Origin of the sequence: Geomonas propionica, assembly GCF_016458235.1 — a bacterium.
Lineage (GTDB): Bacteria > Desulfobacterota > Desulfuromonadia > Geobacterales > Geobacteraceae > Geomonas > Geomonas propionica.
This window is the reverse complement of record NZ_JAEMHK010000014.1, coordinates 111,114-124,412: the sequence shown is the minus strand read 5'-3', so window position 1 is coordinate 124,412 and position 13,299 is coordinate 111,114. Positions and strand designations below refer to the sequence as shown.

Sequence of the window (13,299 nt, the reverse complement as noted above, 5' to 3'; positions counted from 1 at the left end):
TCCCTTTCATCCCCTTCATCCCTGTTTGAATGCTTTTCTTTACGCCTGTTTTGCGATGGCATCGATGGCTTTGAGCTTGTTCAAAAGTGCCGGCAGGTCGTCCAGGCGCACGGAGTTCGGTCCGTCGCACAGGGCGCGCTCCGGGTCCTCATGCACTTCCATGAAGATGCCGTCGATACCGGCTGCGACCGCCGCGCGGGAGAGAAATTCCACGTACTCACGCTGGCCGCCGGACGAGGTACCCTCACCACCCGGAAGCTGGACGCTGTGGGTGGCGTCGAAGATCACAGGGTAGCCGGTGGAGCGCATGATGGGGAAGCTGCGCATGTCGACCACGAGGTTGTTGTAGCCAAAGGAGGCGCCACGCTCGGTGAGGATGATGTTCTCGTTCTCGCAGGAGCGGATCTTGCCGACCACGTTCTTCATGTCCCACGGCGCCAGGAACTGCCCCTTCTTCACGTTGATGACCTTGCCGGTCTTGGCGGCGGCGACCAGGAGATCGGTCTGGCGGCAGAGAAAGGCCGGGATCTGCAGCACGTCGAGCACGTCGGCCGCCGGTTCCACCTGCTCGATGGAATGGATGTCGGAGAGGACCGGAACGCCCAGCGCTTCCTTCACCTTGGCCAGGATCCTCAGCCCCTCTTCCATGCCGGGACCGCGGAAGGCGGTGACCGAGGTGCGGTTGGCCTTGTCGTAGGAGGCTTTAAAGATCAGCGGGATGCCGACACCGTTGCAGATGCTCATCAGGCGCTCCGCGTGACGCAGCGTCGCCGATTCGTTCTCTATCACGCAGGGGCCTGCGACCAGCGCGAGCGGCCTGTTGCCGCCAATCTTGATGTTACCTACAGAGACCTCATGGACCATGATCTACTCCTTTAGTCGTCGAAACCAAAAACGTTTAACAGGGATAAAAGGGATAAAGGGGATAAAACCAAAGAAAGCTGGTTCAACCAAACCTTCTTTAGGCAGTTATCCCTTTCATCCCCTTTATCCCTGTTTTAATTGCCTTTCCTGGCCTTGGTCGCCCCGATGAACGCCTTGAACAGCGGGTGCGGGTTGAGCGGCTTGGACTTGAACTCGGGATGAAACTGGCACCCGAGGAACCAGGGGTGGTCGCCCAACTCGACGATCTCGACCAGGTTTCCTTCCTTGTAGATGCCGGAGATGATCAGCCCCTTCTCTTCCAACGCGGCGCGGAAGGCGTTGTTGAACTCGTAGCGGTGACGGTGACGCTCGGAGATCTCGGTCGCGCCGTACGCCTTCTGCGCGAAGGTCCCCTTGGTGAGCGAGCAGGGATACGCGCCCAGGCGCATGGTGCCCCCTTTCTTGTCGACCCCCTTCTGCCCCTCCATCAGGTGGATCACCGGGCTGGTGCAGGCGGGTTTGAACTCGCTGGAGAAGGCCTCCGGGAGCTTGCAGACGTTGCGGGCGAACTCGACGGCAGCCATCTGCATGCCGAGGCAGATGCCGAAGAAGGGTACCTTGTTGACGCGGGCATACTCGATGGCCTGGATCTTACCCTCGGTGCCGCGCTCACCGAAACCGCCGGGGACCAGGATGCCGTCCACGTCGGAGAGGTACTTCGCAGCGCCTTCCTCCTCGATCTTCTCGGAGTCGAGGTAGACCAGGGTCACGCGGCAGTCGTTGGCGATGCCGCCGTGGGTGAGCGCCTCGGCGAGCGACTTGTAGGATTCCTTGAGGTCGACGTACTTGCCGACCACGGCGATGCGGACCTCGCCGCAGCCCGGGTTGGTCAGTTTGGAGACCACCTGCTGCCAGTGGGAGAGGTCCGGGGCCTTGGTCCAGATGTTCAGCTTCTCGACCACCTGGTCGTCGAGCCCTTCCAGGTTCAGCGCCAGCGGCACCGCGTAGATGTGCTCGGCGTCGCGGGAGGTGATAACCGCCTTCTCCTCCACGTTGCAGAAGAGAGCGATCTTCGCCTTCATGTCCTGGGGGAGTTCCTGCTCGCAGCGGCACAAAAGGATGTCGGGCTGGATACCGATCTCGCGCAGCTCCTTCACCGAGTGCTGGGTCGGCTTGGTCTTCAGCTCGCCGGCGGTCCTGATGTAGGGGACCAGGGTGACGTGCAGGTAGAGCACGTTGCCCGGGCCGCGGTCGCTTTTCAGCTGGCGGATCGCCTCGAGAAACGGCAGCGACTCGATGTCGCCCACGGTGCCGCCGATCTCGACGATGGCGATGTCGTTCCCCTTGGCGTTCTCAAGAATGTTGGCCTTGATCTGGTCGGTGATGTGCGGGATGACCTGGACGGTGCCGCCGAGGTAATCGCCGCGGCGCTCCTTCTCGATGACCGAGAAGTAGACCTGACCGGTGGTGAAGTTGCTCTTCTTGGAGAGCTTGCCGGAGGTGTAGCGCTCGTAGTGGCCGAGGTCGAGGTCGGTCTCCGCGCCGTCGTCGGTGACGAAGACCTCACCGTGCTGGAACGGGGACATGGTGCCCGGATCGACGTTGATGTACGGATCCAGTTTCTGGATGGTGACCCGAAGCCCCCGTGCCTCCAGCAGAGCGCCCAAAGAAGCGGCGGCGAGTCCCTTACCTATGGAGGAGACAACGCCGCCGGTAACAAAGATGAATTTTGTCTTCACTGAAAAAACCTCCGAAATAGAAACAGTTCAACGTTCAAGGTTCAACGTTCGACGAGACCGCTGATAGCTTTCAGCCGCACCGTGACGTGACCCTTAAGCGAAGAACCTGATACAGAAAACAGCAGCAGCCAAAAACGTTGAACATTGAACGTTGAACGTGTTTAGCCTTTTAATTTGGCCAGCACCTTCTCTAGGTCGGCCGGGGTGTCCACCCCTATCGACTCGCACTCGGTCTCGACGATCCTGATGCGGTAGCCGTTCTCCAGAACCCGCAACTGCTCGAGCTTCTCCGCCATCTCCAGGTAGCTCGGCGGCAGCGCGGCGAAAACCGGCAGGAACTCCCTGCGGTACACGTAGAGCCCCACGTGCTTGTAGCACAAAAGCTTGCCGCAGCAGAAGGCGTCGTCCTTCAGGTCGTTCCACTTGTCGCGGAAAAACGGCAGCGGCGAACGGGAGAAGTAGAGCACGTTCCCCTTGGGGTCGGCTACCACCTTCACCACGTTGGGCGAAAGGAAATCGTGCAGCGTCCTGATGCGGCACTTGAGGGTCGCCATCGGGATGGACGGGTCTTCCAGCATCGGAGCGATGGCCTGGTCGATCATGGCGGGATCGATAAGCGGCTCGTCCCCCTGCACGTTGACGATGATGTCGGCATCGAGCCTTCCCGCCACTTCGGCCAGTCGGTCGGTCCCGGTCTCATGGTCCGCCGAGGTCATCTCCACGCGACCGCCAAAAGCGCGCACCGCCGCGGCGATCCGCTCGTCGTCGGTCGCCACGATCACCTCGGAAACGAGGTTGGCCTTCAAGGTACGCTCATACACATGCTGCACCATGGGTTTACCCATGATGTCCGCCAATGCCTTACCCTCAAAACGCGTAGAAGCATACCTGGCGGGAATTACCGCGGTTATTTTCATTTGGCGTCTCAGTACGACCCGCACCGGTCGAGGCCGGCATAGAGTCCTTGTTACGGTTGTGGTTTGGTGATTTTTGGTGGCTGGCTTTTGCTTCGATTTTAGCCGGTGGAGCGCAGCCTGAACCCTGGCTCCGTCCCTTGTCTGGCGGGACGAAACAAGTTACATCAAAAGAAAGGTTCGTGTCAAGGAGTGAAATTAGAGGGATGCGCTCAGCTTGTCGGCCCACGAGAAGGTCTCCAGCTGGGCGGAGAGAAGTTGGTCCAGTTCCAGTTCGCAGATATCCAACTGCTCGCTCACCGCGGCGAAATCGGCCTGCTCCAGAAACTCGGCCAGCACCAGGAGGGAACCCAGGTCCCCCTCGCGGTGCAAAAGCGCGCTCTTCACGTTCTCCACCAGGTTCAGCTTACCGACCAGTTCTTCCATGGGATCCTCGAAGAGCACGTCGATGAGCGAGAGGATGCCGACCATGAAGCCCTGGTCCGCGAGCTCCGCGGCACCCCGCCCCCGCGAGGCGATGAGGAGCAGTTCCATCAGTTTGCCGCGGGTGGCCGCCATCTCCAAAAGCGGGCTTTGCACGCCGTTTTGATCGTTGCTGGCGTACAGGGCGAGGGTGATCCAGCGCTTGAGCTGCTCCAGCCCGAGCACGGTCAGGGCATGGCGCAGGGTCTTGATGCGTACACGAAGCCCGATGGCGACCGAATTCACCAGGCGCAGCAGGTTGTAGGTGAGCCCTGGGTTCTGCTTGAAGGTCTCCTCGATCTCGCCCCACTCGGCATCAGCCATCACCTGCTTCATAAGCTGCATCATGGTGATCTTGCCGATGTCGATCTTGTTCTGTCTGAGCACCACCGGGCGGGCGAAATAGTAGCCCTGGAACAGGTCAAAGCCGAGCTGCGAGCAGAACTTGTAGTGCTCCGCGTTCTCGACTTTTTCGGCCAAAAGGGTGAGGCGCCACTTTCTGAGCTTTTCGACCATCTCCGGCAACGACTCTGCCGGCGTTTCCAGCACGTCGACCTTCACTATGTCGACCAGGGGATAGATGTCGTGGAATTCGGGAGAGTAGACGTGGTCGTCCAGGGCGAGGCTGAACCCCTGTCTTTTGAGGGAGCGGCAACGGTCGAAGACCTCGTCGTCGGCGACGATGCTTTCCAAGAGCTCGATCACCACGCGGTCCTTGGGCAGCAGTTCCACCGCGTCGCTCATCAGCACTTCGCGGGTAACGTTGAAGAAGCCCTTGTGGCGCCCGAGCACGTCCTGGATGCCGAACTGGGTCAGCGCGTTCACGATGACGCTGGCGCTGGCCGCCTGCACATCGAGGATGTTGGCCACGTTCAGGCTCTCCTGCGAGCGGAACAGGAGCTCGAACCCCATGATCTGCTGGGTCCGGTCCAGAATGGGCTGGCGCCCCAGAAAGAACTTTTCCTCAACCATGTCTACCCCTAACACCCGTTCAAGGTTCAACGTTCAACGTTTCGATATTACCCTCTCCCTGGCCCACCTGCACTGTGACTGCAACGATACCCGTAGCGAGGAAAAGTTCGGCCACCGCACAACAGCCCAACGTCGAACGTTGAACGTTGAACGGCCGTTTAGCCGTCTAGTTGCACAGCTTCAGCACTTCCCGGCTGATGGCGTCCAGGGGGCGGATGTAATCGACGCCTCCCAGCTTGATCGCTTCGTTGGGCATCCCGAAAACGATGCAGCTCGCCTCGTCCTGGGCGACGTTCAGGGCACCGGCCTGCTTCATCTCCAGCATGCCGTGGGCGCCGTCGTCCCCCATGCCGGTCATGATCACCCCCACCGCGTTCTTGCCCGCATAACGGGCGGCGGAGCGGAACAGGACGTCCACCGAGGGGCGGTGGCGCGACACCAGCGGCCCGTCCTTGATCTCCACGTAGTAACGCGCGCCGCTGCGCTTCAAGAGCAGGTGATGGTTGCCCGGGGCGATCAGGGCCCGGCCGCGCACCACGGTGTCGTTGTTCTCCGCCTCCTTGACGGTGATCCGGCACAGGCCGTCCAGCCTCTGCGAGAAGGCGCGGGTGAATCCCTCCGGCATGTGCTGCACGATGACGATCCCGGGGCAGTCCGCCGGCAGCGATTCGAGAAAGGTCCGCAACGCCTCGGTCCCCCCCGTCGAGGCGCCGACCACCACAACTTTCTCGGTGGTCTGCATCATCGCCTGGGTCTTGGGCTTTTCCATGATCACGTCGGCGGTGAGCTTGGGCGCCACCTGGTGGGGCACAGCGGAAACGCGCCGCAACCGGGCCTGGCTCGCCGCCTTCACCGCGTCGCAGATCCTCACCCGGGACTCTTCCAGAAAGGCCTTGGTCCCCAGCCGCGGCTTCTGGATGATCTCCACCGCGCCGTACTCCAGCGCCTTCAGGGCGGTCTCCGATCCCTTTTCGGTCAGGCTGGAACACATCACCACCGGGATGGGATGCTGGCTCATGATCTTGTGCAGGAAGGTGATCCCGTCCATCCTGGGCATCTCGACATCGAGGGTGATCACGTCCGGAACTTCCTGCCTGATCCGCTCCGCCGCGATGAAGGGGTCGCCTGCGGTAGACATCACCTCGATCTGCGGGTCGGAGGAGAGGATTTCCACCATGGTCTGACGCACCACGGCCGAGTCGTCCACGATCAGTACCTTTATCTTCTTGGGCATCTAACAACCCCCTGATTTTCTCATGCGCTTCAGAAGAACCTCTCCGGTGTGGGAGTGGAAGATGATCTTTCTGCCGCATTCCCCTCCCAGGTCCTGCTTGGCCACCCTGACCGCCTCATGCTCCAGCACCCTGAGCGCCATCTCCGAGTTCTGCCGCCCCACGGTGCGCAGCCTGCCGCGGGCATCGAACATGTCGGCGCCGCCGAAAACCTTGGCCTCTAGCTCCCCGCGCAACGCCCCCCGGTGCAGCAGCCGCTCCAGCATCTCCCTGATGGCGGTATCGACGTACTTGCCGCGATGGCCGTCCTGCGTGCCATCGAAGCGATCTCCGTTGCCCGGCAGTTGGGCGTGACAGATGGCTCCCAGCCGGAGCCGATAATTGAAAATGGTGACCGCGACGCAGGATCCAAGCAGGGTCGTCACCAGCACAGGCTCAGAGCTTACCATTATCTGGCCCGGTTTCAGGAAGGCGACCTTGCCCTGGGTCGGCGCGATCACTTGGGCCTTCGATAGACCGTGGGATAGACGCTCGCCAACGGGACGTCGAGGCCGCTCAGGGTCTCCGAGTGCCCCATGAAGATGAAGGCGCCCGGCTTCATCTGGCGGTGGAAGCGCTGCAGCAGCTTCTCCTGGGTGGGGCGATCAAAATAGATGATGACGTTGCGGCAGAAGATGATGTCCAACTGCTCGCGCATGCCGAAGTCGTCGTCCATGAAATTGAGGCGGCGAAAGCGCACCTTCTCGCGCAACTCCGGGACGATGCGCACGATGCCGCTGGAGCGGTCCTTGCTGCGCAACAGGTACTTTTTCTTGAGATCCATGGGGACCGGCTCCACCTGGCTCTCGGTGTAGATCGCCGTCTTGGCCTTTTCCAGCACGCGAGTGGAGATGTCGGTGGCGAGGATCCTGAAGTCGAACCCGGGGTTACGCAGGGCGAATTCGGAGAGCACCATGCACAGGGTGTAGGGTTCCTCCCCGGAGGAGCACCCGGCGCTCCAGATGGAAAGCGTGAGGCCCGGGTGCCGTTTCACCCATTCGGGAAGCACGGTCTGGGTCAGGTAATGGAAATGGTCCGGCTCCCGGAAGAAGTCGGTCTTGTTGGTGGTGACCATGTCCAGCATCTGCACCAGTTCCTTCTCCATCCCCTCGGGGGAAAAGAGAAAGTCGCAGTACTCGGTGAAGCTGTGGATACCCAGGGTCCTCAGCCTCTTCTGCAGACGCGCCTCCAGCATGGTTTTCTTCACGTCCGGCATCTTGATGCCGCAGGTATCGTAGATAAACCGGCTCAGCCTGCCGAAGTCGCGCGCCGACAGTGCTGCGCTGTGCTCGATGACGCCTGGTTCTACCATGTTAACGGCCCTCGCTGCTTGCATAGGCGCTACGCCCTCCCCTACTCGTCAATTCTGTTCCGTCTCGACCGCCTGCACCAGTTGCGGGATGTCGAGGATCAGCGCCACGGAGCCGTCCCCCAGGATGGTGGCGCCCGAGATTCCCTCGGTGTCCTTGTAGGCGCGCCCGAGAGACTTGATCACCGTCTGGTGTTCGCCGAGCACGTGGTCCACCACGAAGCCGACCCTGGTACCGTTGACCTGGGTGATCACGATCTGCTCGATCTCCGGCGGAGGGCCGGCGATGGCGAACCGCTCCCGCAAGGGTATGTACGGTACCAGGTGCCCGCGCACCCGGGCCAGGTTCCTGCCGTGGGAGCGCGCCACGTCCTCGCGGGTCAGCTCCACGCACTCGTCGACCATGGCCAGGGGCATCATGAAGGCATCCTTGCCGATCTTCACCAGCAGGCTCTCGATGATGGCCAGGGTGAGCGGGATCCTCACCATGATGCGGGTTCCCTGGCCGCGCACGCTGGTGATGTCGATGCTGCCGCGCAGGGCTTCGATGGCCCGCTTCACGACGTCCATGCCGACGCCGCGACCCGAGATCGACGAGACCGTCTTGGCCGTGGAGAAGCCGGGAGCGAAGATGAGCCCGAAGAGCTCCTTCTCGGAGAGTTCGGCGCTGTGCGAGATGATGCCCCGCTCGATCCCCTTGGTACGGATCGCCTCCTTGTCCAGCCCAGCGCCGTCGTCGGCTATGGTGATGAGGACGCTGTCGCCGGAGTGGACCGCCGAAAGGTGGACGGTGCCGCGCGCCGGTTTCCCGGCCGCCTCACGCACCTCGGGGAGCTCGATGCCGTGGTCGATGCTGTTCCTGATCAGGTGCACCAGCGGATCGTTCAACTTCTCGATCACGGTCTTGTCCAGTTCGGTCTCCTCCCCTTCCGTGGTCATCTCGATCTGCTTGCCCAGTTCCGCGGAGAGGTCGCGCACCAGGCGCTTGAACTTGTTGAAGGTGCTGCCGATGGGGAGCATGCGGATGTTGAGGGCACTGTCGCGCAATTCCGCGGTCAGGCGCTCCACCTCTTCGGCGATGGCGATGAGATCGGCGTCGTCGCGATGGGCGGCGGTCTGCGACAAGCGCGCCTGCACCGTCACCATCTCTCCCACCAGGTTCACCAGCAGGTCGAGCCGCTCCGCCGGGACCCGGATGCTGGAGGAGGCGTCCGCCACCTGTTTCTCCTGGCGCACCTCCTTGACGTGCTTTTGTTCCGCCAGGGCGGCCTGAACCTTCCCTTCGTCCAGGATCCCCTCGGAGACCGCGAGCTCGCCAAAGCGCCGCTGCCGGGAAAGGACGGCCGTCATCTCGTCGGTGGTGATGTCCCCCCGCTCCAGCAGGATCTCCCCGAGTTTTTTGTAGTCCTGCTGCTCGTCGTAGCGGTTGTGCTCTGCCACCACCTGGATCTTCAGGTCGCAATCATCCTCCACGAAGATAAAGATGTCGCGCACCGCGTTCTCCCCCTGGTCGGTGGTGAGGATCACGTCCCAGTAGACGTAGCACCCTTCCGGGTCTATCTCCTCCAGCGACGGCAGGCCGCCGGTCTGCGCCACCACGGTGCAGGTGCCAAGCTCCATCATCTCCGCCAGCAGGTTCAGGGGGTTGGTGCCGGTGACGAAGACGTCCCGGGGGGGCACGAAGCGGATCCGGTAGGTGACCGGGTCCTTTTGCGGTGGCGCCGCCTCCTCGTGCCGCTCGGGCGCTCCCGCCTCGCCGCCGCCGAAGCCCGCCAGTTCGCGCAGCCCCACGATGATGGCAGCACTCGCCTGCAGGTCGGTTGCCGCACCGCTGTCGGCGGCGTCCAGCATGGCCCGGATCTGGTCCCGGGCCGCCAGGGTCAGGTTCACCAAGCGGCTGGTGACGCTCAACTTGCCGTTGCGCACCATGTCGAAGACGGTTTCCACCTCGTGGGTGAAACTCGCGATGTCGTCGAAGCCGAACATGGAGCCGGACCCCTTGATGGTGTGCATGGCCCGGAACACCCGGCCGATCAGGTCCTGATCATCGGGCCGCTCCTCAAGCTCCAGCAGCGAAGACTCCAGTTCCGTCAGGAGTTCGTATGCCTCTTCCTTGAATGCCTGCCGATGAAGGTCGGTCATCCCAGCACCTTCTTTACAACCGCCATCAGTTGTTCGGGCTTGAACGGCTTCACGATCCAACCGGTGGCGCCGGCCGCCTTACCTTCCTGCTTCTTGGAGTCCTGGGACTCCGTGGTCAGCATGACGATCGGGATGAATTTGCAGCTGGCCAGCGCCCGCGCCCCCTTGATCAGCCCGATGCCGTCCAGGTTGGGCATGTTCAGGTCGGTGATCAGCATGTCCACCTTGGTGCTGGCGAGCTTTTGCAGCGCATCCTTGCCGTCCACGGCCTCCACCACGTCGTAGCCACCCTGCTTCAGGGTGAAGGTCACCATCTGCCTTACGCTGGCAGAATCATCCGCTGTCATTATCACTTTGGCCATTAGCTCTCTCCTCGTACCCAGATGCAACTGCAAGCTCGATCTTGCGGACACCCGGAGTGCCTTTGAAATCCGGCGCCCTTCGCCGCTTCACGGAAGGTGGCGTTGCCGCCGTCGTAGACACGCAGCTCCTTGCCGCGGCGCCGTGCACTCTGGTGCGCCGCGCACAACAGCTGCATTCCGGTCAGATCGATCCCGGTCAGCTCGGAGACGTCCAACCGCAGCTCCGGCGCCTCCTCAAGTGCCGCCAAGAGCGCCTCCCGGAAATCCCGGGCCTCGCAGATGGTGACCCCGCCGGAAACCTTGAGGGTTGTCCCTTGCGGGTCTGTTAGCCGTTCCAACTTCACCTCGTCCATATGGATCCTCTTGTTGTTTTAGAAAAGTTCCACGTTGTCGCCCAGTCCGTCCTCTTCGGCCGCCGGTGCGGCCGGCGCGGAGAGGGTGGGCATCCTGCCGCCGGTGGCGGGGCCGTTCAGAGATTCATGAATCCTGCGTTCGCTCTGCATGGTGTAGCGCTGCGCCAGTTGGTCCAGGTTTCCCGCCACGCCGGCCGGGGCCAGCCTGCGGGCCTCGGTCGCGACGCCGGTGATGGCGCGGATCGACTCTTCCAGCACCTGCGCCACCTTGCGGTGCACCGTGATCCCCGACACCACCTGCTCGATGTCGGTGGAGAGCCGGGTGACCGAGTCATCCATCTTGTGCAGCGAGCGCTGCAGACTGTCGTTCACCTGCCGCAGGGTCTGCACCAGGTCGGAAAGGTTCTGCACCATGCCGTGCACCTCGGACTCAAGCCCCGTGGTCTCGACGTTCACCCCTTGGTTCAGCCGGTCGGTGACGCCGATGATCCCCTGCAGCGTGCCGGACACCGCGCCGGTATGGTCGATGGCGTCGATGGAAAGGCGCTGGATGGCCTCGGCGAGGACCCCGAGCGCCGCCCCCTCGTCGCCGGTGTAAGCCGACTTGATCTGGGCGTTCAAGGCGATCAGCTTGATCTCCTCGCCGATCTTCTCGATGTCCCCGACGAAGGTGGCGATCTCCCCCACCGTCTCCGCCACGGTTCCCATGGCCACGCAGAGTGCCTGGTTCACCTTGGAGCTTTCCAGGAGCGCGTCGCTCACCACCGAGATGTCCCTTTCCATCCCCGTGAAGAAGCTTCCCCCCGCCTGGTCCGCGATGCCCGACATGCCGCTGGTCTGGGCGGAAAGGCCGGACTGCTTCCTGGCCACTTCCCTCAGGCTCTCCATGATGATGCGCACCGCGCCGTCGAGCTCGTCGGAGGCGTGCCTCAGCTGGGCGATCTGCAATTCGCAGATGGTGGCCGTCGCGTCCGCGCCGCAGCTTCCCGTGTCCAACCCGTCCTTGACCTCGTCAAGCGCCTCCTGAACATGTTCGATCTGCTGGCGCACGATGTCGTGGGCCTGCATGGACATGACCACGTCGCCGATGGAGCGGTACACCTCGTCGGAGACGGCGGAGACTAGGGCCACCGAACTGGAACAGCGCGTGTTGATCTCGGTGAGGGACTGCAGGCTGTTCCTGGTCCGTGCCAGCACCTGCATGACCTTGTCATGCTGCTGGGCGCCACTCTCAAGGACCCCGGTCAGGGTCTGCTCGATCTCCCGCGCCAGGTCGTCCTTTCTCTTCAGGATGAAGGCCGCCTTCTCGTTGACCTGCACCGAAAGATCGCCGACATCGCTGGCCAGGGTATCGAACCCGGCGGCGCTCTGCCCCAGCCGCGCGCTCTCGATCTTGGTGGAGATCCCAAGCATGCGCAGCACCTTGTTCACCTTCTTGAAGCCGGAGAGCGGGTCGCTGACCTTCTCCAGGAGCCCGAGGATCTCGCGCAAGGTCTGCGCGCTCCCCTCGATCTCGTTATGGGCGCGGTCCACATAGTGGCCCATGTGATCGAGCATCTCCCCCAGACGGTCCATGGCGCCGGTCACGTGGTCGCCGGCGACCTCCCCCACCATGTCCGAAGCGAGCCCGGAGATGCCGAGGCCGCGTTGGTAGAAGTCCTGCAGCCTGCCGCCGATCGCCAGGAACTCGTCTTCGGTGGTCCCGGAAATCACCGCCAGTTCCGCCGCAGCCCTGGCCAGGACGCCGGACCATCCCGGCGCGAGCACCCTGACTTCCGAATCCCGCGTGCCGCTATCGTTGCCGCCAGCCATCATAGCTTTCCTTTTTCTCGTGAGCGTTGATCCTGCGGGCCCCGCCGGCTTTTTTGCCGACCGGCCCGGTTGAGATATTTTATCGACACCGTCGGGCAGATCTTGAAGCCTTTTTCTCATGGAATCGAAAACTTCCGCAATTTAATGGGAAATCCGCGCCCACATTGGGGTTCTGCCACCACCCAGGAGGCCACCGCCCCCCCGAGCCAACGCCACTCACCAATAATCTCGGGACTTTTGACCACAAAAAAAGCTGTTACGCAAAGTACGCGAGGCAGGCGCAAAGATCGCCAAGAGAGGCTTTTGTTTGTTACCCCAAAGCCTCTCTTCTCGTCCTTAGCGGGTACTCGGCGTTCTTTGCGATACAGCTTTTAAAGGTTCAAAAAAAAAGGGCGCCCCCGGTGCAGGGGACGCCCTTGTTGCGGCATTGATTAGTATGGCTAGCGCCGGACGAAGATCTCGCGGGCCATGGCCGAGTCGATGGCGAATTCGGAGAATCCGACCCTGAAGATATAGGAGGGGAAGGCCTGCAAAAGGGAGATCCGGTTCCCCGGAAGCACCCCCATCGCCATCAGCTTCTGCATCTTCTTGCTGTCTTCGGTCTGGATGTAGGCGATGTCGCCGTCGTCGCCCGGCTTCAGCTCGGTGAGCGGCACCACGCCGAGGTCGCCGCTTTTGCGCGCCTCTTCGCAGCACTCCCCGGGGGGGATGGGTTTTCCGTGCGGGCAGGTCGCCGGGTGGTTCAGCATGGTGCAGACCTTGCTGTCGACCCCCTCGTTCAACAGGTGCTCGAACTGGCACGCCTTCACGTCACCGCTTTCGCCCCTGATGTTCAACACGTCCATCATCAGCCTCTCGGCCAGGCGGTGCCGCCTGATGGTCATGCGTCCTTCCTCGCGCCCCTCCGGGCGGAAGTAGATGCGCCCGTCCTTGATCTCCACCAGGGCCTGCGCGGAGAGCTCGTGGTAGGCAGGGTCGGAGGCATCGATCTCCATCCGGTCCAGTTCGGCGTAGCCGGTCCCCTTCTCCTCCGACTCGATCCAGAGCGCCTCCAGTATCTCTTCCGCTTTATCGCTAAGCTTCATGACTTCTCCTTTTG

General features: G+C 62.3%; 12 protein-coding genes. All 12 read right to left on the bottom strand.

Annotated elements, in window-relative coordinates; all coding sequences use genetic code 11:
• Positions 1-39: 39 nt before the first annotated feature.
• The gene (gene kdsA / locus JFN90_RS17505; RefSeq protein WP_199396407.1) at positions 40-864 is read right to left on the bottom strand and encodes a 3-deoxy-8-phosphooctulonate synthase; all 825 of its coding nucleotides are present in this window, start codon (positions 862-864) and stop codon (positions 40-42) included.
• A gap of 134 nt (positions 865-998) precedes the next feature.
• Positions 999-2,603 (bottom strand): CTP synthase, encoded by a 1,605-nt coding sequence (locus JFN90_RS17500; RefSeq protein WP_199396406.1) that lies wholly within the window; start codon positions 2,601-2,603, stop codon positions 999-1,001.
• 161 nt (positions 2,604-2,764) lie between these two features.
• Positions 2,765-3,520, bottom strand: coding sequence for a 3-deoxy-manno-octulosonate cytidylyltransferase (gene kdsB, locus JFN90_RS17495; protein WP_199396405.1), 756 nt, complete (start codon positions 3,518-3,520; stop codon positions 2,765-2,767).
• 195 nt (positions 3,521-3,715) lie between these two features.
• The gene (locus tag JFN90_RS17490) at positions 3,716-4,951 is read right to left on the bottom strand and encodes an EAL and HDOD domain-containing protein (protein WP_199396404.1); all 1,236 of its coding nucleotides are present in this window, start codon (positions 4,949-4,951) and stop codon (positions 3,716-3,718) included.
• Positions 4,952-5,117: 166 nt separating this feature from the next.
• The gene (locus JFN90_RS17485) at positions 5,118-6,185 is read right to left on the bottom strand and encodes a protein-glutamate methylesterase/protein-glutamine glutaminase (RefSeq protein ID WP_199396403.1); all 1,068 of its coding nucleotides are present in this window, start codon (positions 6,183-6,185) and stop codon (positions 5,118-5,120) included.
• Positions 6,186-6,683 carry a chemotaxis protein CheD gene (locus tag JFN90_RS17480; protein ID WP_328755761.1) on the bottom strand — a complete coding sequence of 166 codons (498 nt, stop codon included), beginning with the start codon at positions 6,681-6,683 and terminating at the stop codon, positions 6,186-6,188.
• Positions 6,680-7,534 (bottom strand): CheR family methyltransferase, encoded by an 855-nt coding sequence (locus tag JFN90_RS17475; protein WP_407931932.1) that lies wholly within the window; start codon positions 7,532-7,534, stop codon positions 6,680-6,682. The genes JFN90_RS17480 and JFN90_RS17475 overlap by 4 nt, the downstream gene beginning before the upstream one ends.
• 48 nt (positions 7,535-7,582) lie before the next feature.
• The gene (locus JFN90_RS17470) at positions 7,583-9,673 is read right to left on the bottom strand and encodes a chemotaxis protein CheA (RefSeq protein ID WP_199396401.1); all 2,091 of its coding nucleotides are present in this window, start codon (positions 9,671-9,673) and stop codon (positions 7,583-7,585) included.
• A complete protein-coding gene (locus tag JFN90_RS17465) occupies positions 9,670-10,035 on the bottom strand; it encodes a response regulator (RefSeq protein ID WP_199396400.1) in 366 nt (121 codons plus the stop codon). Before JFN90_RS17465 ends, JFN90_RS17470 begins: the two co-directional genes overlap by 4 nt.
• The gene (locus tag JFN90_RS17460) at positions 10,035-10,388 is read right to left on the bottom strand and encodes an STAS domain-containing protein (protein WP_199396399.1); all 354 of its coding nucleotides are present in this window, start codon (positions 10,386-10,388) and stop codon (positions 10,035-10,037) included. The genes JFN90_RS17465 and JFN90_RS17460 overlap by 1 nt, the downstream gene beginning before the upstream one ends.
• Positions 10,389-10,406: 18 nt before the next feature.
• Positions 10,407-12,200, bottom strand: a complete 1,794-nt coding sequence (locus tag JFN90_RS17455) for a methyl-accepting chemotaxis protein (RefSeq protein WP_236019044.1) — start codon at positions 12,198-12,200, stop codon at positions 10,407-10,409.
• Positions 12,201-12,640: 440 nt separating this feature from the next.
• Positions 12,641-13,285 carry a metal-dependent transcriptional regulator gene (locus tag JFN90_RS17450; RefSeq protein WP_199396397.1) on the bottom strand — a complete coding sequence of 215 codons (645 nt, stop codon included), beginning with the start codon at positions 13,283-13,285 and terminating at the stop codon, positions 12,641-12,643.
• Between the last annotated feature and the right edge of the window lie 14 nt (positions 13,286-13,299).